General features: G+C 62.6%; 21 protein-coding genes. 20 read left to right on the forward strand and 1 reads right to left on the reverse strand.

The genetic code is table 11. From position 1 onward, the window contains the following. Positions 1–4 precede the first annotated feature (4 nt). The 7 genes from L0U83_RS23810 (at position 5) to L0U83_RS23840 (ending at position 6,059) form a co-directional block, all read left to right on the forward strand. The gene (locus L0U83_RS23810) at positions 5–1,030 is read left to right on the forward strand and encodes a carbohydrate ABC transporter permease (protein WP_233886647.1); all 1,026 of its coding nucleotides are present in this window, start codon (positions 5–7) and stop codon (positions 1,028–1,030) included. Beyond that, positions 1,027–1,857: a carbohydrate ABC transporter permease gene (locus tag L0U83_RS23815; protein WP_233886648.1), complete on the forward strand. Its 831-nt coding sequence runs from the start codon at positions 1,027–1,029 to the stop codon at positions 1,855–1,857. Before L0U83_RS23810 ends, L0U83_RS23815 begins: the two co-directional genes overlap by 4 nt. A gap of 71 nt (positions 1,858–1,928) precedes the next feature. Next, positions 1,929–3,266 (forward strand): GH1 family beta-glucosidase, encoded by a 1,338-nt coding sequence (locus L0U83_RS23820; RefSeq protein ID WP_233886649.1) that lies wholly within the window; start codon positions 1,929–1,931, stop codon positions 3,264–3,266. Positions 3,267–3,362: 96 nt separating this feature from the next. Next, positions 3,363–4,493 (forward strand): ABC transporter ATP-binding protein, encoded by a 1,131-nt coding sequence (locus tag L0U83_RS23825; RefSeq protein ID WP_233886650.1) that lies wholly within the window; start codon positions 3,363–3,365, stop codon positions 4,491–4,493. Between the two features lie 29 nt (positions 4,494–4,522). Then, positions 4,523–4,747 carry a hypothetical protein gene (locus L0U83_RS23830; protein ID WP_233886651.1) on the forward strand — a complete coding sequence of 75 codons (225 nt, stop codon included), beginning with the start codon at positions 4,523–4,525 and terminating at the stop codon, positions 4,745–4,747. Positions 4,748–5,439: 692 nt separating this feature from the next. Continuing rightward, a complete protein-coding gene (locus tag L0U83_RS23835) occupies positions 5,440–5,670 on the forward strand; it encodes a type II toxin-antitoxin system Phd/YefM family antitoxin (RefSeq protein ID WP_133183963.1) in 231 nt (76 codons plus the stop codon). After that, complete coding sequence (locus tag L0U83_RS23840) at positions 5,670–6,059, forward strand: type II toxin-antitoxin system VapC family toxin (RefSeq protein ID WP_133183964.1); 390 nt, start codon at positions 5,670–5,672, stop codon at positions 6,057–6,059. The genes L0U83_RS23835 and L0U83_RS23840 overlap by 1 nt, the downstream gene beginning before the upstream one ends. On the opposite strand, the gene L0U83_RS23845 is transcribed toward L0U83_RS23840, so the two are convergent. Beyond that, positions 6,038–7,087 carry a LacI family DNA-binding transcriptional regulator gene (locus tag L0U83_RS23845; RefSeq protein WP_233886652.1) on the reverse strand — a complete coding sequence of 350 codons (1,050 nt, stop codon included), beginning with the start codon at positions 7,085–7,087 and terminating at the stop codon, positions 6,038–6,040. The two genes, L0U83_RS23840 and L0U83_RS23845, sit on opposite strands and share 22 nt — an antisense overlap. A 322-nt stretch (positions 7,088–7,409) precedes the next feature. Between L0U83_RS23845 and L0U83_RS23850 the strand changes: the two genes are divergently transcribed. The 13 genes from L0U83_RS23850 (at position 7,410) to L0U83_RS23910 (ending at position 20,612) form a co-directional block, all read left to right on the forward strand. Beyond that, positions 7,410–8,705: an extracellular solute-binding protein gene (locus L0U83_RS23850; protein WP_233886653.1), complete on the forward strand. Its 1,296-nt coding sequence runs from the start codon at positions 7,410–7,412 to the stop codon at positions 8,703–8,705. Positions 8,706–8,765: 60 nt separating this feature from the next. Then, on the forward strand, positions 8,766–9,683 hold the full coding sequence (locus tag L0U83_RS23855) for a carbohydrate ABC transporter permease (protein ID WP_233886654.1): 918 nt from the start codon (positions 8,766–8,768) through the stop codon (positions 9,681–9,683). 3 nt (positions 9,684–9,686) lie between these two features. Further along, positions 9,687–10,517 carry a carbohydrate ABC transporter permease gene (locus L0U83_RS23860; RefSeq protein WP_233886655.1) on the forward strand — a complete coding sequence of 277 codons (831 nt, stop codon included), beginning with the start codon at positions 9,687–9,689 and terminating at the stop codon, positions 10,515–10,517. 34 nt (positions 10,518–10,551) lie between these two features. After that, entirely contained in the window at positions 10,552–11,682 is a 1,131-nt protein-coding gene (locus L0U83_RS23865; RefSeq protein ID WP_233886656.1) for an ABC transporter ATP-binding protein, read from the forward strand. A gap of 107 nt (positions 11,683–11,789) precedes the next feature. Then, the gene (locus L0U83_RS23870) at positions 11,790–14,198 is read left to right on the forward strand and encodes a glycoside hydrolase family 3 N-terminal domain-containing protein (RefSeq protein ID WP_233886657.1); all 2,409 of its coding nucleotides are present in this window, start codon (positions 11,790–11,792) and stop codon (positions 14,196–14,198) included. A gap of 88 nt (positions 14,199–14,286) precedes the next feature. Next, complete coding sequence (xylB, locus tag L0U83_RS23875) at positions 14,287–15,054, forward strand: D-xylose 1-dehydrogenase (protein ID WP_233886658.1); 768 nt, start codon at positions 14,287–14,289, stop codon at positions 15,052–15,054. Beyond that, the gene (locus L0U83_RS23880) at positions 15,051–15,935 is read left to right on the forward strand and encodes an SMP-30/gluconolactonase/LRE family protein (protein ID WP_233886659.1); all 885 of its coding nucleotides are present in this window, start codon (positions 15,051–15,053) and stop codon (positions 15,933–15,935) included. Before xylB ends, L0U83_RS23880 begins: the two co-directional genes overlap by 4 nt. Before the next feature lie 130 nt (positions 15,936–16,065). Continuing rightward, entirely contained in the window at positions 16,066–16,692 is a 627-nt protein-coding gene (locus L0U83_RS23885) for a hypothetical protein (protein ID WP_233886660.1), read from the forward strand. Positions 16,693–16,854: 162 nt separating this feature from the next. Then, complete coding sequence (locus L0U83_RS23890) at positions 16,855–17,631, forward strand: SDR family NAD(P)-dependent oxidoreductase (RefSeq protein WP_233886661.1); 777 nt, start codon at positions 16,855–16,857, stop codon at positions 17,629–17,631. 27 nt (positions 17,632–17,658) lie between these two features. Further along, positions 17,659–18,543 carry a sigma-70 family RNA polymerase sigma factor gene (locus tag L0U83_RS23895; protein WP_233886662.1) on the forward strand — a complete coding sequence of 295 codons (885 nt, stop codon included), beginning with the start codon at positions 17,659–17,661 and terminating at the stop codon, positions 18,541–18,543. 87 nt (positions 18,544–18,630) lie between these two features. After that, on the forward strand, positions 18,631–18,915 hold the full coding sequence (locus L0U83_RS23900; RefSeq protein WP_233886663.1) for a type II toxin-antitoxin system Phd/YefM family antitoxin: 285 nt from the start codon (positions 18,631–18,633) through the stop codon (positions 18,913–18,915). Then, positions 18,915–19,253, forward strand: a complete 339-nt coding sequence (locus L0U83_RS23905; RefSeq protein ID WP_233886664.1) for a type II toxin-antitoxin system RelE/ParE family toxin — start codon at positions 18,915–18,917, stop codon at positions 19,251–19,253. Before L0U83_RS23900 ends, L0U83_RS23905 begins: the two co-directional genes overlap by 1 nt. Positions 19,254–19,463: 210 nt before the next feature. Then, positions 19,464–20,612: a GGDEF domain-containing protein gene (locus tag L0U83_RS23910; RefSeq protein ID WP_233886665.1), complete on the forward strand. Its 1,149-nt coding sequence runs from the start codon at positions 19,464–19,466 to the stop codon at positions 20,610–20,612. Positions 20,613–20,621 lie beyond the last annotated feature (9 nt).

Here is a 20,621-nt window from a genome sequence, read left to right on the forward strand (position 1 = left end):
ATTGATGAACTCTCCTCTGCCCACAACTGAACAGGTCTCCCGGGAAGGGCTCGTACGCGACACGCTCGCGCCGCTCGCCCACGCTCGTGGAAAGCCGCGGGTCAACCCGGTCAAGATCGCGCCGTACCTGTTTCTAGCGCCGTTTTTTGTGCTGTTCGCCGTGTTTTTGGCCTTTCCGCTGCTGTTTTCGCTGTATCTCTCATTCCAGAGCTGGGACGCGACGGCGGGACTGGCGAGCATGAAGTGGGTGGGCCTGTCGAACTTCACATTTACGCTGACTGACCCGTGGTACTGGAAATCGCTCTACAACACGGCTTCGATGGCGGTCATGTCCGGCGTGCCGCAGCACCTCATTGCCCTGCCGCTGGCGTTCTTTCTGCAGACCGCGTTCCGCCGCTGGCGCAATTTCGTGGTGGGACTGTATTTTCTGCCCTTCATCACGTCGAGCGTAGCTATCGCGCTGATTTTCTCGTCGCTGTATTCGACCGACTTCGGCATGATCAACCTCGCCATTACCGAAATAGGCAAGATTCCGGGGCTGCACTGGATCGTGCCTTCGAAACCGATCGAGTGGCTGTACAACCCGGCCAATGTGAAACCGGCGGTCTCCGTGGTCGTCTTCTGGCGCTACGTCGGCTGGAATACCGTGCTTTATCTGTCTGCACTGCAGACCATTCCGAAGGATATTTACGAAGCGGCGCGCATTGACGGCGCGAACGGCTGGCAACAGTTCACGCGCATCACGATTCCGCTTCTCAAGCCGATGATCTTTTTCGCGGTCACGCTTTCGATCATCGGCGGGCTGCAACTGTTCGAAGAGCCTTTCATCCTGCTCCCGAACGACGGCATGGGTACGAGCCAGTCCGGCTTGACCACGGCGGTCTACATGTACCGCACGGCATTCCACGACGGCGACTTCGGCACAGCCAGTTCGATTGCGTGGCTGCTCTTCATCACGATTTCCGCGCTGATGTGGCTCAACACGCGCATTTTCCACCGCAGCGGCATGAAAGAGGAGGCACAGCGATGAAACTGTCCAAAAACAAGGCACGTTATACGGGTTACGTCGTCGTGCTGACTGGGGCGGTGCTGATGTTCTCGCCGTTCTGGTTCATGTTCGTCTTCGCCACGCACACGAGTTCGGAGATTTTCTCGATGCCGCCGCCGCTCTGGTTCGGCAACGCGTTTCTCGACAACATGGCGTCGCTCATGCGGCACATTCCGTTCTGGCGCAATCTGGGCTGGAGCTTTTACACGGCCACGATTCAGACCGTGCTGACGCTGCTCGTTACGTCGATGGCAGGTTACGCGTTCGCCATGTACGAGTTCCGCTTCAAGAAGACGCTCTTTGCCGTTGCGCTCACAGCCATGCTGGTGCCGCCGTTCCTCAGCATGATTCCGACCTTCATGACGATGAACCTGCTCGGCTGGATCAATCAGCCGCGCGCGCTGTATGTGCCAGGCGCTGCCGCCGCGCTCGGCGTGTTCCTCATGCGTCAGTACATCTCGTCGGCCATTCCGTCCGACCTGATTGAGGCGGCGCGCATCGACGGCTGCGGCGAGTTCCGCATTTACTGGAGCATCGTGCTGCCGCTGCTCGGACCGGCACTCGGCACGCTTGGGCTCATCAGCTTCATTCAGGCCTGGAATAACTTCCTCTCGGCGCTCGTCGTACTGCGTTCGCCTTCGATGTACACGCTGCCCCTCGCGCTGCGCATTTTGCAAAGCCCGACCAATTCGGACTGGGGCGCGGTGATGGCGGGTTCGGCGGTCGCGGTGGTGCCGTTGCTCGTGCTGTTCGCTTTCACCTCGCGGCGTTTGATCGACGGTTTGACGACCGGCGCGGTCAAGGCCTGAGTTTCTCTCCATTCGTTTCAAGCCCGTTCGCTAAAAAAAAGCGGACACGACTAATCAGGATACCTATAGTTATGTCGACGTTTCGATTCAAGGAAGACTTCGTTTGGGGCGTGGCCACCAGCTCGTATCAGATCGAAGGCGCAGCGCGTGAGGACGGCCGTGGCGAGTCGATCTGGGACACGTTCTGCCGTGTGCCCGGCAAGGTCGTCAAAGGCGAGAGCGGCGACGTGGCCTGCGATCACTACCATCGCTTCGAGGAAGATCTCGATCTGATGGCGCAAATGGGCGTCAATGCTTACCGCTTTTCGATTGCATGGCCGCGTGTGCAGCCGGATGGCCGCGGCGCGTACAACGAAAAGGGCCTCGCGTTCTACGAGCGTCTAGTCGACGGCTTGCTCGAGCGCGGCATTCAGCCGTTCGCGACGCTCTATCACTGGGACTTGCCGCAAGCGTTGCAGACGTCGCAAAACGGTTGGGAAAGCCGCGACACGGCGTATCGTTTCGCAGACTACGCACGCAAGATCGGCAGCGTGCTCGGCGACCGGGTGGCTTCGATCGCCACGCACAACGAGCCCTGGTGTACCGCGTGGCTCGGCAATGCAACGGGTTACTTCGCGCCGGGCAACGCGGACCTGAAGAAAGCGGCCCACGTGGCGCATCATCTGCTGCTTTCGCACGGCCTCGCGGTTCAGGCCATGCGCGCCGATGGCGTGAAGGCGCCGCTTGGCATCGTGCTCAACCAGTCGCCGGCACACGGCGCGACCGACGCGCCCGAAGATCTGGCTGCCGCATCGCTCGAATACGCGAAGTTCGTGCGCTGGTACATGGACCCGATCTTCAAGGGCGAATATCCGGCCGAAGCGTTGCAATGGTATGGCGCGAACGGCCCGCAGGAGGTGATTCGCGAAGGCGACTTCGACATCATCGGCACGCCGCTCGACTTCCTCGGCATCAACTATTACACGCGAATTTTCGCAAGCGCTTCAGGCGAAAAGCGTCCACCGGGCGTGCACGGCTTCACGGACATGGACTGGGAAGTCTATCCGGAAGGCCTCACCGAACTGCTCACGAAGCTCAACGCCGAGTACAAGCTGCCGCCGATTTACATCACCGAGAACGGCTGCGCGGCGAAAGACGTGCTCGAAAACGGCCGCGTGCAGGACACCGACCGCATCCAGTTCCTCGATCTGCATCTGGCCGCACTGTCCGAAGCCGCACAACAAGGTGTGGACGTGGCCGGCTATTTCGCATGGAGCATGCTGGACAACTTTGAATGGGCGTCCGGTTACGACAAGCGCTTCGGCATGGTGTATGTCGACTACGAGACCCAGAAGCGCACGCTGAAGGACAGCGCGCACTGGTATAGCCAGGTCATCGCGGAACATGCCGCCGCTGAGGCAGCCCGCTAACGCTGGCACACAGACAGCACCGTAACCCGCGCGAAGAAGGCACAGACGTCAACCTCGCGCGGGACGACAAGCAAGAGCACTAAGGAGGACGTAACAATGGGCGAACTCGTATTGCGCAACGTCGCGAAGACGTACGGCGAAGGTCCGCAGATCATTCAGGGCATCGATCTTCATATTCCGGACGGACAGTTCACGGTATTCGTCGGGCCCTCGGGTTGCGGGAAGTCGACCATGCTGCGCATGATCGCCGGGCTCGAGGAAGTGAGCGGCGGCGACATTCTGATCGACGGCGTGCGTGTGAACGATTTGCAGCCGGTGGACCGCGGCGTGTCGATGGTGTTCCAGAGCTATGCGCTCTATCCGCATATGACGGTTGAGCAGAATATGGGCTTTTCGCTCAAGCTCTCGGGCAAATCGAAGCGCGAAGTGCGCGAAGTAGTGGGCCGTGCCGCCGAAATCCTGCAGATCACGCACCTGCTCGATCGCAAGCCCAAGGCGCTCTCGGGCGGCCAGCGGCAACGAGTCGCGATCGGCCGCGCGATCGTGCGCAAGCCACGTGTGTTTCTGTTCGACGAACCGCTGTCGAATCTCGATGCGGCACTGCGCGTGCAAATGCGCATCGAACTGGCGAAGCTGCACCGTGAACTCGGCACGACGATGATTTACGTCACGCACGATCAGGTCGAAGCGATGACGCTAGGCGAGCAGATCGTGGTGTTCAACAAAGGCAACATCGAACAGACGGGCGCACCGCTCGATCTGTACGACCGGCCCGCGAACCGTTTTGTCGGCGGCTTTATCGGCTCGCCGCAAATGAACATGCTCAGCGCCACGGTCGTGTCGCAAAACGGCGTGCAAACCGTCCTGGCGCTCGCGGGTGCGAGCCACCGCATCGCGCTGTCGGGTCGTCCGGACCGTGCGCTCAACGGCGAATTGACCTTGGGCGTGCGCGCCGAACACCTGAGCATCGGCTTGGCGGACGAAGGCATCGCCGCCCGTGTCGAACTGGTCGAACATCTGGGCGACGTGTCGATCCTGCACGCGCGTCTGGATGGCATGGCGCACGCCATTGCACTCAAGCTCGACAAGAAGGACGCGCAGTACGAACCGGGTGCACGCGTAGGCATCAAGGTGGCGTCGTCCGCGGTCACGCTTTTCGACACGAAGGGCGCGGCGGTGACGTTCGAGCGCCCCGAAGTGGGGGAGCACGTTCAAGCCGTCGTTTGACGTGCGCAATTGCGATGGAGATGAGTGCAATGGCGAACAAAGGGTCGAAGGGCGATTTCGAGTCCGCTGCGAAGGCGCCGCCCGGGCGTGCTGCGACGCCTGCGCAAGCGCCTGACGTGACGGACGGGGAACGCGATCCGACGCGCAGGCGCCCGGAGAAACGGCGCGAACCGCTGCATGCGTTCATCGTCCATTTCGATGCGGAGCCTTCATCGAAGCCGCTGTCCGCGGATTATCCGGACCAGCAAACGTGACGATGTCGGGACAGGGATGATTGCGAGTGTCGCGAATAGGCGTTACGACTTTTGTTACCGCATATTTAACGTTAGCCGGAACGGTACTTTTTTGCAGTACCCTGTGGTGAGCCCGCCGAGTGCGCTTTCCTTGCTGGGCCGGGTTCTGGCGGGGTTTACGCGCACGCTGCGGTATTTCGCCGAGCCCAGGTAAACCACGCATGGCGGCACCGGAACGGTGGATTTAACATCGTTTAACGTTAAGGGTAACGTTATTATGTTTCTGCTTAATCGACGGTCTGCAGCAAGGGCAATCATCTCCCCCAACGCTCCGCTTTTCTGCGGCAGCGTCCGTACCGGCAAGCGAGGCGTACACCGCCCCCGCACCTGGCCGCCGGCAAGCGACACATCCTGTTGTCTTGCCTCGCGGTTCGCTCGATCACAACTCGGGCTACCTGACGGGCATTCACCAGACAGATCGATTATATGAAAGCGCGAGGGCCGCCGGGGCGTATTCGAGCGAAAGATGTTACCGGTAAAAACCCGCAGGTCGCTTGTGCGGGGTGCGCCGGCGTCAGGACGTGTTTCAGGCAGCAAACCGTTGGGCAACACCGATAAAGAGTCATTGGGGCACGAAGCGCAGGCATTCGATTGCGCGCGCAACGACCCGATGCAATAAAAATCCGAATGAATTTTGATGGGTGGAGATCGTCATGGAAAAGCGAGTATCTAAAGCCATTTTCAAGTCCCGGGCCTGCGAGCTGTTCCGCCAGGTCGAAACGCTGGGCGAAACTGTCATCGTGACGGACAGGGGACAACCCACCATTGAAATCCGGCCGTATCGCAGCAAGACGGAGAATCCGCTCGAACTGCTGCGCGCGTCGATCACGCATTTCAATCTCAAGCACGCGCTTGCACCGGTCCCCGCCGAGCAGGAAGAGTAATGATCACGCTCGACACGCTTGCGCTCGTGTGCTGGCTCGGCAAGCAGAAAGCGTTGAGCCAGGCCGCGCACGATGCGATCGACCGCGAACTCGACGGCGGCGAGATCCTCATTTCTGCAATCAGCGCGCTGGAAATCGCGGAGTTCGTGAAGGCCGGCAGCCTCGGGCTTTCCATGGACGCCCGTAGCTGGCTCTCCACTTTTCTGAAGCTGGATGGCGTGCGCCTGATTCCGGTCGATTCCGAAATTGCGTTTCGTGCGGCGACGCTGCCGCCCGCGCTCACTTCGCATCAGAGGCTGATCGTCGCGACCGCCCGCACGCATGGCGGCGCGCTCGTGACCTCCGATGCGAAGGTGCGCGCTTCGACTTACGTCGAAACGATCTGGTGACGCGAGCGGCGGTGCCGCGTCTTGACCGGACCGGTCGAGTCGCGCACCACCAGTTCCGCGGGCAGCGTGATGCGCTGCGAAGCGGCGTCGATGCCGGCGATCTGCGCGAGCAGCGTATTGACCGCCGAGCGCGCCATTTGCTGGAACGGCTGGCGAATCGTTGTGAGGGCGGGATGAAACTGCTCGGACATGGGAATGTCGTCGAACCCGATCACGGAAATGTCGTCGGGCACGCGCAGGCCCGCTTCCCTGACCGCGGCGATCACGCCGAACGCGCTCTGGTCGTTGGCCGTGAAGATCGCGGTGGGTGGATCGGAGAGGTTGAGCAGATCGAACGTGACGTCGAACGCCATCATTTGCGAGAGATCGCCCGCGGCGACCAGCGCGTCTTCGCGCGGCAAGCCGAGCTTGGCGAGCGTGTCGCGATAGCCGCGTTGACGGTCGCGCACCCCCTCGATGGTTTCGTCGCCGGCGAGAAATGCAATGCGCTTGTGACCGAGTTCCGCGAGATGTTCGACCGCGAGACACGCGCCGCCGTAGTTATCGACGGATACCGAAGGAAAGCCCGTGAGCGTGCCGCGCTGATCGACCACCACCACCGGCACTTTGGCCGTGGCGAGCGCTTCGAGGCAGAGCGATTCGCGCGGCAGGATGGCGAGAATGCCGTCCGAAAACTGTTGAATCAACCCGAGCAGATCATGATGCGCATGGCGGTCTTCGTCGAACACGGTGTACACGAGCATTTCCATGCCCGCGCCGCGTGCCGCGCGGCCCGCGCCGAGCACCAGTTCGCTCGAGAACTGCGTGTCGAGCGTGGGCGTGATGATGCCGATGATGCCGTTGCGGCCGCCGGAAAGTTTCTGCGCAGTGCGGTTCACGACATAGCCGATATCGGAAGCGATTCTCAGCACTTCGTCGCGCGTTTCGCGCGACACGCCCGGGCGTCCGTTGAGCGCGCGCGACGCGGTCATCTGCGACACGCCGGCCAGCTTGGCGACGTGCTCAAGCGTGGGAGTTTGCTTTGCCATGCGTGGTGTGGGCTTACGAGAGGTCATGTCTGCGAACACTCGCCCGTGACTCGCTTGTTGCTCCGCGGGTTAGTCACTAGTCACGTTAGCGATACCGTTTATGTGCTGGCTATTCTATCAGATGCGCGGTAATTCAACCGCTCCCGAGCGCGCCAACCTTGCGCGCGGCGCAAGCTCCGGCGGGGGCTTCCGCGGGGGCCCACCAGGAAAATCCCGCATAGCCGTAGTACGCGTCTCAGCTTAACATCCATTAACGTTAAGGCTAACGTTAAATCCGCAGGCAACTCAGGTAGCTCTCAAAATTCCATAAGAGGGGACAAACATGGCGTACCCAGGTTTCTCAAAGGCGCGGGCGATAGCCGGCGCCACGGCACTGCTGTTTTCACTGTCCGCGGTCGTTTCGAGCGCCGTTGCGGCGGATTCCAAAACGATCACGGTATGGGATCAACAGACCAATGCGTCGTCGAGCAAGATCATTCGCGACGCTTCGGAGCGCTTCGAAAAGTCGCAGCCGGGCTACAAGGTCGAGAATTCGCACGTTTTGAACGAGGCCTACAAGACGAAGCTGAAGGTCGCGTTCGGCGCGAACCAGCCGCCGTGCGTGTTCGAGAACTGGGGCGGCGGCGGTCTGCAGGAGTATGTGAAATCCGGCCAGATCGTCGACCTCACGCCGTACCTGAACAAGGACCCGGCGTATCGCAGCCGCTTCATGCAGTCGTCGTGGAACGTCACGACGTTCGGCGGCAAGACCTACGGCGTAGCCGCCGAAAACGCGGCTGCCGCAGTGATCTTCTACAACAAGGAAGTGTTCAAGAAGTACGGCATCACGCCGCCGAAGACGTGGGATGAACTGATGCACGTCGTCGATGTGCTGAAGTCGCACGGCGTGGCAGCGTTCTCGCTCGCGAACAAGAACAAGTGGACGGGCTCGATGTACTACATGTACCTCGTCGACCGTATCGGTGGTCCGCAAGTCGTGAGCGACGCGATCGAAGGCAAGGGCAAGGGCTTCGAAGATCCGGCGTTCATCGAAGCCGGCAAGCGCATTCAGGAACTCGTGAAGGCAGGCGCGTTCGCGCCGGGCATCAACGGTCTCGACTATGACTCGGGTGCTTCGCGCCGCCTGCTGTACACGGGCAAGGCTGCGATGGAACTGATGGGCGCCTGGGAAGCTTCGACGATCGCGAACGAAAATCCGACGTTTTCGAAGGATCTCGACTTCTTCCCGTTCCCGAGCGTGCCGGGCGGCAAGGGTGACCCGCGCGACCTGATCGGCACGGTGGGCGACGGCTTCCTGAGCATTTCGGCCGAGTGCAAGACGCCTGACGCCGCCTTCAAGCTGATCCAGTCGCTCACCGACGAGCAGGCGATGCAGGCACGCGCGTCGGATGACCACAAGCTCCCGCCGGTCAATAACGTCAAGATCGAAGATCCGTTCACGCAGCGTCTGCAGCAACTGCTCGCGGCGGCGCCGAGCGTGCAGCTCTGGTACGACCAGGCATTGCCGCCGGCACTGGGCGAACTGCACAAGGACACGACGCAGGCGCTGTTCGGTCTGTCGCTCACGCCTGAGGCGGCTGCGCAGCAAATGGAAGCCGCTTCGAAGAAGGGCGGTTGATCTCCAGCACTCAAGAAAAGTCCGGCTGGCGCCGCGAGGCGCCGGCCGGCAGAAAAGCTCGTGAATATCGCACTTTCCGCTACACCTGAACGCCGGCTGAAGCTTTCGTCGCAAACGCTCGTGACGGTCGTGTTTCTTGCGCCGTCGCTGCTGCTGCTGGCCGTGTTCCTGCTTTATCCGCTCGTGTCCAGCCTGCGGCTGTCGCTGCTCGACTGGAACGGCCTCGGCAACACCGCCCGCTATACCGGGCTCGCGAACTGGGCGCGGCTCGCCCACGATACGGTGTTCTGGCAATCGCTCAAGAACAACGTGATTCTCGCGGTCGCCTCGATCGTCATTCAGCTCCCTATCGCGCTCGCGCTCGCCGTGCTGTTGGAAAAGGCCGGCCGTGGCTCGCGCGTGCTCAAGGTGCTCTATTTCCTGCCACTGCTCATGTCGAGCGTGGCAATCGGCGTGCTGTTCAAGCAGATCTACGATCCGAATTTCGGACCCCTGAACGTCGCGCTGCAGGCGTTCGGGCTGGATGGTCTCGCGAAAGACTGGCTGGGCGACCCGCACTTCTCGCTTGGCGCGACCATTGCCGTGATCATCTGGCAGAACGCGCCGTTCTACATGATTCTGTTCCTCGCCGGCCTCTCGTCGATGCCGGCCGAAGTCAACGAAGCCGCGCTGCTCGACGGCGCTTCCGAGTGGACCATTTTCTGGCGCATCAAGCTTCCGCATCTGCAAGGCACGGTGCGCACCGCTGTGCTCCTGTCCGTGCTCGGCTCGCTGCGTTACTTCGATCTCGTCTTCGTCATGACCGGCGGCGGCCCCGAAGGCTCTTCCGAAGTGATGGCCACTTACATGTATCGCACGGTGTTCAGTTCGTTCCAGCTCGGCTACGGCAGCACCATCGGCTCGGCGATGTTCCTGATCGTTATCGCGGTGGCGGCGGTGTCGATGTACTTCACCCGTCGTTACGCAACCGAGGTCTGAACCATGAAGAAGAAATTCCGCTTCCCGCGTGTGGGGATTCCGCTCCTCGCGCTGATCTGGCTGGCCGTCACGACGATCCCGTTCATCTTCATGGTCGTGTCGAGCTTCAAGAGCCAGGAAGAAACCTTCGCGACGAACGTGTGGGCGCCGCCGACCCATCTGTTCTGGGGCAATTACGCGGCCGTGCTGCAGGGACCGTTCTTCACGTATTTCCGCAACAGCGTGTTTACGGTGGGCGTTTCCGTGGCGCTGATCGTCATCATCAGCGCGATGGCCGCCTATGTGTTTGCGCGCATGCGCTTCACGCTGAACAAGATGCTCTTCGGGCTCGTAGTTGCCGGCATGATCGTGCCGCTGCATGCCACGCTGGTGCCGATCTATCTGCTCACGCGCAATCTCGGTCTCTACGACACACCGTTCGCACTTCTCGGCCCTTATGTGGCTCTCAGTCTGCCGGTGTCGATCTTCATCCTGACCGAGTTCATGCGCCAGATTCCGCGCGAGCTCGAAGAAGCCGCTCAGCTCGACGGCTGCAGTCCGTTCCGCATTTTCTGGCGTATTTTCTTCCCGCTTTCGGGGCCGGGGCTCGCCACTGTGGCCATTTTCAACGGCATTGGTCTCTGGAACGAGTTCATCTTCGCGTACATGCTCACATCGACGGCCGAGCACCGCACGCTGCCGCTCGCGATCTGGGATTTCATGGGGCAATACGCGTCGAACATACCTTCGATGCTGTCTGTTCTCGTGCTCACGTCGTTGCCGCTGATCGTTGCCTACGCATTCGGTCAGGAGCGCGTGATCAAGGGGATGATGGCCGGCTCGCTCAAGGGCTGATCCGCTTCGCACACCGAACTTCGCATAAAACGATATGGCAAGCATTTCTCTCAATAACGTACAGAAGGCCTACGCGAGCGGCAACGCGGTGATTCGCGACGCCAACCTCGAAGTCGGCAAGAACGAATTCTGCGTGTTCCTCGGGCCGTCGGGCTGCGGCAAGTCCACGCTGCTGCGCATGATCGCCGGTCTCGAATCGATCACTGACGGTGAGTTGCGCATCGACGGCCAACGCATGAACGAGGTCGAACCCGCAAAGCGCAAGGTCGCGATGGTGTTCCAGAATTACGCGCTCTATCCGCATATGAGCGTGTACGAGAACATGGCATTCGGTCTGCGTCAGGCGAAGGTCGACAAGGCCGTGATCGACAAGAAGGTGCGCAGCGCCGCTGCGGCACTGCAACTCGATACGTATCTCGAACGCCGCCCTGCGGCGCTCTCCGGCGGCCAGCGCCAGCGTGTGGCGATCGGGCGCGCCATCGTGCGCGAGCCGGGGGTGTTCCTGTTCGACGAACCGCTGTCGAATCTCGACGCCGCGCTGCGCGTGCAGACGCGCACGGAAATCGCGCGTCTGCATCGCGAGTTCAGTGAAGCGAGCGCCGTGTATGTAACGCACGACCAGGTCGAAGCGATGGCGCTGGCCGATCGCATCGTGCTCATGCAAGCAGGTGCGCACATGGAGCGGCACGGCAGCGTTGCGCAGGTCGGAGCGCCGCTCGATCTGTATCACCATCCGAAGAGCCGCTTTGTCGCGGGCTTCATCGGCTCGCCCAAGATGAACTTCTTCGCCGGCACGCTCGTGGGCGGCGACGATGGCGGCGTGGTCATCGACCTCGAAAGCGGCGAACGCGTGCGTGCGCGTGTGGACGGCTCGCGTGCGCGCGCTGGCATGAAGGTGACGCTTGGCGTGCGTCCGGAACATCTGCGCGTGGCCGTCGATCCGCGCAATGAACAGACGCTGGCGAGTCGTGTGAAGCTTGTCGAGCATATGGGCGAGCACAGCTATATCCATGCGACGCAAACGGGCCAGGCCGCAACGACCCTGATCGCCAAGGTGCCCGGTGACAGCGCGTTGACGCACGACGAAGCGGTCAGCCTCGCGCTGCCACCCGAGGCTTGCCACGTTTTCGACGATCACGACATGGCGCTGCGGCGTCTCATCTAGGCTGAGCGCGGCTAGCGCGGCGCGCCTGCGCAACGTCAATTTCAAAAGCACAACTAAGCAGACGGTGGGGAAAAGCACCGTCTCGTGCAATACCAGGGAGTGAATCGATGTCGCTTGAACACACCACTGAGGTTCCGGTTTATCGACGCGCCGACGCGCCGACCGGGCAACGCGTGGCCGATCTGCTCGCGCGCATGACGCTCGACGAAAAAATTGCCCAGCTTCACGCCGCGTGGCTGAAGCTGTCCGCCGACGGCGAGCACAAGGCGCGGAGCATCGATTTCGCGCAAAGCGCCAACAGCCTCACTGTGGACCAGATTCTGGAGCATGGCCTTGGCCAGATCACGCGTCCGCTCGGCACGCATACGGTCGACCCCAAAGAGGGCGTGCGCGCGCTCAACGAGCTGCAGCGCAAGATGGTCGAAGACACGCGCCTGGGCATTCCCGTCATGTCGCACGAGGAATGCCTCGTCGGCCTGATGATCAAGGACGCTACGCTCTTTCCCTCGCCGCTGAACTACGCGGCGACGTGGAACCCGAGTCTCGTGGGGGAAGTCGGGCGCATCATCGGCGAGCAGGCGCGCTCGATTGGCTGCCATCAGGGTCTGGCGCCCGTGCTCGACGTGTCGCGCGATCCGCGCTGGGGCCGCACGGAGGAAACGCTCGGCGAAGATCCGTATCTGGTTGGCGTGCTCGCGTGCCACTACGTGAACGGCCTGCAAGGCGAGCGGCGCGATGTGCTCGCCACGCTCAAGCACTTCGTCGGTCACTCCGCAAGCGAAGGCGCCCGCAATCATGCGCCGGTGCACGTCGGCCCGCGTGAGTTGAACGACGTGTTCCTGCTGCCGTTCGAAATGGCGGTCAAGCTCGCGCACGCGGGCTCGATCATGCCGGCTTACCACGATATCGACGGCGTGCCTTGCCACGGCGACCGCACGCTGCTGCACGATACGCTGCGCGAGAAGTGGGGTTTCGAAGGTCTCGTCGTCGCGGATTATGCTGCCGTAGACCTGCTCTACAGCCATCATGCGGTGGCGCACGACAGCGCGTCGGCGGCGGCGCTCGCGTTCAATTCGGGACTCGACGTCGAGCTGCCGGGGCACGAGTGCGCCGTCCATCTGAAGGAAGCGCTCGAACGCGGCGAGATCACCGAAGCGACGATCGACACCGCGGTTTCGCGCGTGTTGCGCACGAAGTTCGAGCTTGGCCTGTTCGAGAATCCGTACGTCGACCCGGAGCGCGTGGATGTGAAAGGCACGGCGGCTGCCGATACGGCGTACCAGGTCGCGCTCGAGTCAGCGGTCCTGCTGCGCAACGAAGGCGGCGTGCTGCCTTTGCATGCAGATGGCGCGGAGAAAATCGCGGTGATCGGCCCGACCGCCGACGACCCCCTTGCGCTGCTCGCCGGATACAGCTTCCCGGTGCACCTCATCAACTCGGGCGAGCAGTCGGTGGCTTCGATCGCGACGCCCCTGGGCGCACTGCGCGCGCTGCTCGGCGAGGAGCGCGTGCTGCATGCCAAGGGTTGCGACATCATCAAGGAACGCCGTGCGGGCGCGCCGGTTTTCCCGGGCGACGTGTCGCTCGACCTGAGCGGCAGCGCCAACCGCGACGAATTGATCAGTGAGGATACCGAAGGCATTGCGGGCGCAGTCGAAGCCGCGCGCCAGGCGGGCGTGGCAATCGTATTCGTCGGCGATCTGGCGGGGTTGTTCCAGTCCGGTACGGTGGGCGAAGGGTCCGACACGGACAGCCTCGAACTCCCGGGCGTGCAACTGCAATTGCTCACGGCCGTGGTCGAGAGCGGTACGCCAACCGTTGTCGTGATGACGGGCGGCCGCCCGTACAACCTCGGTGGTCTCGAAGATCGCATTGCCGCGCAGATCATGGCGTTCGCGCCAGGCGAGCGCGGCGCCGAGGCGCTTGCCGATCTGCTGGTGGGCCGCGCCAATTTCAGCGGCCGCATGCCGCTCTCGGTGCCGAAGAGCGCAGGCGCCGTGCCGTATGTGTACAACCATCGCCTCAAGAGCGCGGGCACGCCGGTTGCCTACCACTTCGGAAGCCGCTATCCGTTTGGTTCCGGCCTTGGCTACACGCAGTTCCGCTACGGCGATCTCGCCGTGGCGCAACGCGAAGTCGCGCTGGAAGACGGCACGGTCGAACTGAGCTTCACGGTTGAAAACATCGGCGAGCGCGACGGCACGGAGATCGTGCAGATCTACGTGCGCGACCAGCACGCATCGGTGGCCCGGCCCGTGCGCGAACTGAAGGCGTTTGCGCGCGTGCCGCTCGCGGCGGGCGCGTCGGCGCGCGTGCGCGTGACGCTGCCGGTCGACATGCTCAATTTCACCGATGCTCGTGGCGAGCGCATCGTCGAGCCGGGCGAATTCGATTTGATGGTGGGCAGTTCGAGCCGCGACATCCATCTGCGCGGCACCGTCACGGTCGCGGGCAACGCGGTGCGCACGCTCCCGCGTGACTGGCGCATGCTGAGCGCCGTCGAGGTCGTATCGTAAGGGGAAGACGCGCGGCAGGTCAGGGCGGTGAGCGAGTCATGGCTCGCCGCCCCGTTTGGGATCTTACAAGTCAAAACTGGAATATCTGATGTCGTACGCAATCTATCCGAGCCTGGCGGACAAAACCGTCGTTATCACCGGCGGCGGCAGCGGTATCGGCGCTGCGGTCGTCGAGGCGTTCGCGCAGCAAGGCGCCCGCGTGTTCTTCCTCGACGTGGCCGAACACGATTCGCTCGCGCTTCAGGAAACGCTTCGTCATGCGAAGCATCCGCCGCTGTTCAGGCACTGCGATCTGCGCAGCGTCGACGCGATCGAAGGCGTGTTCGCTTCCATTGTCGATGTTGCGGGCCCGATCGACGTGCTCGTGAACAACGCGGGCAACGACGACCGCCATGATATCGGCGAACTCACTGCGAACTACTGGGACGAGCGCATCGCCGTGAACCTGCGCCACCAGTTCTTCTGCGCGCAGGCTGCCGCGAGGGGCATGCGCCAGGCGGGGCGCGGCGTGATCCTGAACTTCGGTTCGGTGTCGTGGCACGTCGCATTGCCGAATCTGCCGATTTATCTGACTGCAAAGGCCGGCATTGAAGGCCTCACGCGCGGCCTTGCGCGCGATCTGGGCGGCGCGGGTATTCGTGTGAACTGCATCATTCCGGGCGCGGTAAAAACGCCGCGGCAAATGAACCTGTGGCAAACGCCGGAGAGCGAGGCGAAGGTGGTCGCAGGACAGTGTCTGCCACTGCGCATCGAGCCTGAGCACGTCGCGCGCATGGCGCTGTTCCTCGCTTCCGACGACGCCTCGCGCTGCTCCGGTCGCGACTACTTCGTCGACTGTGGTTGGTACGGAGAATGACGATGCCGGTTCCTGTGTGCGTATGGCCGATCGGCGCAGAGCTTGCCGAAGGACCGCTATGGCAGGCCGCGGAAAACGCGATCTATTTCGTCGATATCAAGGGCCGCCGGATTCATCGCCTCGTGGTCACGACCGGCGAGCGCACGACGTGGTACGCGCCCGACCAGGTTGGCTTTATCGCGCCGCTCGGGGACCGGGTATTCGTGTGTGGCATGCCCGACGGTCTGTATCGCTTCGATGCGGTGAGCGGGGAGTTCGACAAGCTGATGGACGTCGAGCCGCATTTGCCGGGCAATCGTCTCAACGACGGTTTCGCCGACGCGCGCGGACGCCTGTGGTTCGGCTCGATGGACGATGCTGAGGAAGCGCCGAGCGGCACGCTGTATCGCGTGGACGAAGGCGGGGAGTTGAGCGCGCAGGACGGCGACTACGTGATCACCAACGGCCCGGCCATGAGTCCGGATGGCCGTACGCTCTATCACAACGACACGATGCGCCGCGTCGTCTATGCATTCGACGTTGCCATTGACGGCACGCTGTCGCGAAAGCGCATCTTCACCACGATCTCCGGTGACGGCCACCCGGACGGCATGGCGGTGGACGCCGAGGGCTACGTGTGGGTCGCGCTGTTCGGCGGCTGGCGTATCGACCGCTATTCTCCCGAAGGCGAACTGGTCGATCAGGTCGCGTTTCCGTGCGCGAACATCACGAAGCTCTCGTTCGGTGGCGACGATCTGCGAACGGTTTACGTCTCGACCGCGTGGAAAGGACTCACGGCCGCCGAGCGCGCGGAGCAGCCGCACGCGGGCGGCTTGTTCTCGTTCCGCTCGCCGGTGCCGGGGCTGCCTCAGGCACGCTGCGCGGCGGCCTTCGCGCGTTGAGTTGTATCGGCCGTATAGGACCAAAGTCCGATGGTCGGGGCGTCATGCGGTGTTAGGCTCCGAAAAGCACACGCCATGGTCCCTGACCGGCGCAACAAGCGTGGCACCTGATGGTTTCAAGGGGACTACCATGCTCTATCGATCGAATACGTGCATTTCGTTCGCGCGGTGCCTCGCGCTCTCCGTTGCGGCCTTTGGCTTCTATGCCGCGTCGCTACCCATGTGCCACGCCGCCGACACGGAGGCGTCCGCCGCGTCGGATGCCGTGCCGGCTGGGGCATCCGTCGACACGGAAAGCGGCACGATCAGTTTCATCGATCGGAAGAATGCACTCATCGTCGTGACCGTGCCAGGACGCGACGACCTGAGCTTCAGTGTGAAGGATCATCGCGACGTGCTCGATGTCGTCAAGGTCGGCGACAAGCTTACAACGCACTATCTGGAGCCGTACGTCACCGAATTGACGCCGGCCAATGGCGTGGCAGTGACGCGCCTGAATCACACGGCAAAAATTACCCAGCATTCCTCTGGCGCGGACAACGAAAACTTCCAGGTGCTCCGGGTCTTCAGCGGCGTGGCGCAAGTCACCGCCGTCGACCGAAAGCTCAACCTCTTGACCATCGTGGACAAGTCGGGCACTGCGCGCTCCGTTCGGGTTAGCCGCCCGGAGCTGGTCGAGGTGATGAAGACGCTCAAGCACCATAGCCACGTGAAAATCTCGTACGAATCCGAGATGACAGTCATCGTCGCCCATTAGCGGCTACGCCGCGGGCCGCCCCCATTCGCACGCGTTGCCGATATCGATCGTTGCGCGCAGTCGAAAATTTTTTCGAGCGGACCGATCCGTTTTCGTTTGCCCATCCGTCTTTAGCATGCCGGTACGCAGAGTGCGCCGGCTTCGACCAGACTGGAGGGCACGATGGAGACGATTCAGAATCAAGCGGTGCTGATTACCGGAGGAACCCGGGGATTGGGTCTTGCCATCGCGCAGGCGTTCCTTCGCAGGCAAGCGAAAGTGACCGTTCTTGCGCGCGATAGCGAGGGCCTTGGCGCAATCGAGCGGTTGGGCGCGAAGGCCGTACAAGGCGACGCGACGGACGCGGCGCTAATGGACCGCCTCGTCACGGACCTGCAGCCCAGGGCGCTCATTCTCAATGCAGGCGCGACGCCGTGGATGGGGTCCATCGAAGAGCAGACCTTCGAAAGTTTCTCCATCGTGTGGAATAACGACGTCAAAGCCACGCTTCACGGGATTCAGGCAGCACTCAAGGCGCCGATGCCCAAAGGCGCTCGCGTGCTGCTCGCTTCGAGCGGCGCGGCGCTCGTGCTTTCCTTGCCTGCCATCCGCCCCGAGGGGATGCGGCTGTCGGGCGGTTACATGGGCGCCAAGCGGATGATCTGGCTGATGGCGCACAACGCGAACAGCGTGGCACGCACGCGTGAACTTGACCTCCATTTCCAGGTGTCGTTGCCGCTGCAACTCGTCGGTGCAACCGGCCTCGGGCGCGCGGTTGCGATGGCGTATGCAGAACGGGAGGGCACGACGGTCGAAGATCATCTGGCGCGCTACGGAGCGCCGCTGCTGCCGGAACAATATGGCGAGGACGTCGCCACGCTGCTGACCGATCCGCGCTACGCCGATGGCGTAGCCTACGGGTTCCGGCGCGATACCCCGATCGCACCGCTGGACGTTTAGCCGCGACCATCGACGCGGAGTGCTCTCATGCCGGACAAGCCGACGAACCTCGAAGACTTCGATACGCTGCTTGGCACGTTGCGGCCAAGATTGCACCGCTACTGCGCGAGGATGACGGGTTCGGTCATCGACGGCGAGGACGTGGTGCAGGACACGCTGCTCAACGCATATGAAGCACGTTCCAGCGCCGGCGCGATTGCGAATGTGGAGGCCTGGCTATTCCGCATCGCGCATAACGCGGCGATGGACTTCCTGCGCCGGCACGCGCGCGCTGGCACGCCTGTCTTGCTGGAGATCGACGAGACGATTGCTGCGCCGGGCGACGAGGAGCAGGACCGCGAGATCGCGGCGGCTAGTTTGCATACGTTCATGCGTCTCGCGCCTCCCCAGCGTTGCGCAGTGATCCTCAAGGACGTGCTCGGGTATTCGGTGGAAGAGGTCGGCGAGGTCATGGACACGAGCGTTCCTGCTGCGAAGTCGGCGCTGCAGCGAGGGCGCGAGCGTCTGCGTGAACTGGGCGGGGAGCGGGAGCCACCGGCCGGACCGGTGCTCGCCGAACCGGAGCGCAGCCAGCTTATGCGGTATGTCGCGTGTTTCAACGCTCGGGACTTCGACACGCTGCGCACGATGCTGGCGGACGATGTGCAACTCGACCTCGTGAACCGGCTGCATGTAAAAGGCCGGGACAAGGTGGGCGAATACCTGCACCGCTACGCGCTCGCGCAACAGTGGCGCTTCGAAGCCGCATGTGTGGATGGACGGCCCGTCATGGTGGTGTTCGACCGCAACGATCCGGCTGACGGGCCGGCGTATTTCGTGGCGCTCGATTTTGCCGGCGATGCGGTCACCGGCATTCGGGACTTCCTTTTTGCGCGCTATGTGCTGGATGGCGCGGCGTTGCGAACGCTCTGACCCGTCCCTAAAAAGAGGTGACACGATTGCGATCGGACCGATAATGGTCTATATTTAGTCTTGTTCGACCTGCCATGGGAGCACCCGATGCATCTCGCCGATCATGTGAAGCCGATCAGCTATCTCAAGAGCGAAGCGGCGCAAATCGTCAAGGACCTGACCGACTCAGGAGAGCCGCTCATCATCACGCAGAACGGCGAAGCGAAACTCGTTGTTCAGGACGTGCGGACCTACGAATCGACTCAGCAGACTCTCGCGTTGCTGAAGATCCTGGCGATCGGCCAAAAACAGATCGAGCGCGCTGACCATATGGATGGCGACGATTTCTTCGCAGAGCTCAACGAACTCGACCGCCAGGAAAAGCTTCGCTAATGCAGGCCCCGCTGCTGAAGTACCGCGTCCTGCCGACCGCGCGGATCGGCATCGACGAGCTGAGAAGCTACATTGTTCGCGCATTCGGGTGGGAGACCTGGCGTCAGACGTCGGCTCAGCTCCAGGACGCCATTGCGCAGATCCGCCAGTTCCCGGAGAGCGGCCACTTGCCTGCCGAACTTGAAGGCTTTGTCGACGACACTTTTCGACAGGTCCTTTCGGGCAAGAACCGGATCATTTATCAGGTTCGAGACGACACCGTTTTTATTCACCTCGTGATCGACTCGCGACGCGACCTGCAAGCGCTGCTCCAACGAATCGTGCTTCGGCTGATGTAAATAGCGTGCGGTGCATGCAAATATCTTCGATTGGTTGCTAGCTCAACCAATCACTACCCACCCGCCGCCTTCCTAAAGTTTTCCTTACAGCCTGCCGTTATCGCAGTTGGGTGGCGGCGCCCGTTGTTTTCGCTCGGCCGTACGCCCCCGACTTTACAGGGCGCGAGAGACGAAAACGTCTGGCGCGCGGTACGACCGACGGTGACGCATGTGAGCTCCCGCAACGAAATCTACTCTTTGCCGCGTGGCAAGCTGGCCCGTTGGTTGATCGAGCCCGGACAGGACACGCCGCACGACATACGTGTCGCCCTTGTCGGCACCTTGTTCGGGACCCTGCCGATCTTCTTCGGCGGCGTATCCAATACCGTGGCCGTGGCGTGGGTCCTGGCGCGCCGTCATGGAACCCTTCCGTTCAAGTTCTGGCTCATCGCCGAAATCGTCGTCTGCGTGGTGCGGCTCGCCACGCTCACCCTTTCGCGCCGCCGCGCGCGGGAGGGTAAGAGCACGCCCACCGACTTCTATATTCTGCTGGCGCCATTGTGGGGCGCGACGGTGGGCTACGGCGCGCTCGTCAGCGCCATGAGCCGGGACTGGGTATCCGCTACGCTCGCCTTCCTTTCCGCTGCCGCCATGGTGGGCGGGATCTGCTTCCGCAATTTCGCGGCGCCTCGGCTGGTGGCGGTCATGATCTGCCTGTCGCTCGGCCCGTGCTGCATCGGCGCGCTGCTCGGCGGCGAGCCGGTTCTCTTGCTCTCGCTCCTGCAAATTCCCTTCTATCTGTTCGCCATGAGCGCCGCCGCGCGCCACCTGAACGCCATGCTCATCTCGACGATGAAGGCTGAACGGGAAAACAGCCATCGCGCGCGCCATGATGCCCTCACTGGGCTGCTGAACCGCGATGGCCTGTTCAGCGCGGCGGGACCGGCGAGCGCCACGCCCATCAAGGCGGGCATGACGGTGTTCTTTGTCGATCTCGACGGCTTCAAGCTCGTCAACGACGCGCATGGCCACAAGGCCGGCGACATGCTGCTCGTGCAGGTCGCCAGCCGCCTGCGCATGCTTGCCAGCGCGGGCGCATGGGTGGCCCGCATGGGCGGCGACGAGTTCGTGATCATCGATCCTCAGGTGGAGCGGGCGCCGCGCGAACGGGCCAGCCTCGTGACCGAAGCGATCGAGCGGCCGTTCGAACTCGCGCCAGGGCTGCTGGTGAGCGTCGGGGCGAGCGTCGGCTTCACGACGGTCGCAGCGGACGACCTCGACGTCGATCTGGTCTTGCGCCGCGCCGATCTCGCGATGTACGCCGTAAAGCGCGAGAAGGCGCCGGGCGAAAGCGCCCCGGCGGTCGAGCCGCCCGCGTGACCGTGGCCG

It is taken from the genome of Paraburkholderia flagellata (assembly GCF_021390645.1).
GTDB classification, from domain to species: domain Bacteria; phylum Pseudomonadota; class Gammaproteobacteria; order Burkholderiales; family Burkholderiaceae; genus Paraburkholderia; species Paraburkholderia flagellata.

Coding starts and splice junctions, on each gene's coding strand:
- L0U83_RS23880 (WP_233886659.1), top strand. CDS start 15,051: ATGACGATGCCGGTTCCTGTGTGCGTATGGCCGATCGGCGCAGAGCTT.
- L0U83_RS23860 (WP_233886655.1), top strand. CDS start 9,687: ATGAAGAAGAAATTCCGCTTCCCGCGTGTGGGGATTCCGCTCCTCGCG.
- L0U83_RS23825 (WP_233886650.1), top strand. CDS start 3,363: ATGGGCGAACTCGTATTGCGCAACGTCGCGAAGACGTACGGCGAAGGT.
- L0U83_RS23885 (WP_233886660.1), top strand. CDS start 16,066: ATGCTCTATCGATCGAATACGTGCATTTCGTTCGCGCGGTGCCTCGCG.
- L0U83_RS23900 (WP_233886663.1), top strand. CDS start 18,631: ATGCATCTCGCCGATCATGTGAAGCCGATCAGCTATCTCAAGAGCGAA.
- L0U83_RS23835 (WP_133183963.1), top strand. CDS start 5,440: ATGGAAAAGCGAGTATCTAAAGCCATTTTCAAGTCCCGGGCCTGCGAG.
- L0U83_RS23895 (WP_233886662.1), top strand. CDS start 17,659: ATGCCGGACAAGCCGACGAACCTCGAAGACTTCGATACGCTGCTTGGC.
- L0U83_RS23870 (WP_233886657.1), top strand. CDS start 11,790: ATGTCGCTTGAACACACCACTGAGGTTCCGGTTTATCGACGCGCCGAC.
- L0U83_RS23840 (WP_133183964.1), top strand. CDS start 5,670: ATGATCACGCTCGACACGCTTGCGCTCGTGTGCTGGCTCGGCAAGCAG.
- L0U83_RS23905 (WP_233886664.1), top strand. CDS start 18,915: ATGCAGGCCCCGCTGCTGAAGTACCGCGTCCTGCCGACCGCGCGGATC.
- L0U83_RS23845 (WP_233886652.1), bottom strand. CDS start 7,087: ATGGCAAAGCAAACTCCCACGCTTGAGCACGTCGCCAAGCTGGCCGGC.
- xylB (WP_233886658.1), top strand. CDS start 14,287: ATGTCGTACGCAATCTATCCGAGCCTGGCGGACAAAACCGTCGTTATC.
- L0U83_RS23810 (WP_233886647.1), top strand. CDS start 5: ATGAACTCTCCTCTGCCCACAACTGAACAGGTCTCCCGGGAAGGGCTC.
- L0U83_RS23865 (WP_233886656.1), top strand. CDS start 10,552: ATGGCAAGCATTTCTCTCAATAACGTACAGAAGGCCTACGCGAGCGGC.
- L0U83_RS23850 (WP_233886653.1), top strand. CDS start 7,410: ATGGCGTACCCAGGTTTCTCAAAGGCGCGGGCGATAGCCGGCGCCACG.
- L0U83_RS23830 (WP_233886651.1), top strand. CDS start 4,523: ATGGCGAACAAAGGGTCGAAGGGCGATTTCGAGTCCGCTGCGAAGGCG.
- L0U83_RS23890 (WP_233886661.1), top strand. CDS start 16,855: ATGGAGACGATTCAGAATCAAGCGGTGCTGATTACCGGAGGAACCCGG.
- L0U83_RS23820 (WP_233886649.1), top strand. CDS start 1,929: ATGTCGACGTTTCGATTCAAGGAAGACTTCGTTTGGGGCGTGGCCACC.
- L0U83_RS23815 (WP_233886648.1), top strand. CDS start 1,027: ATGAAACTGTCCAAAAACAAGGCACGTTATACGGGTTACGTCGTCGTG.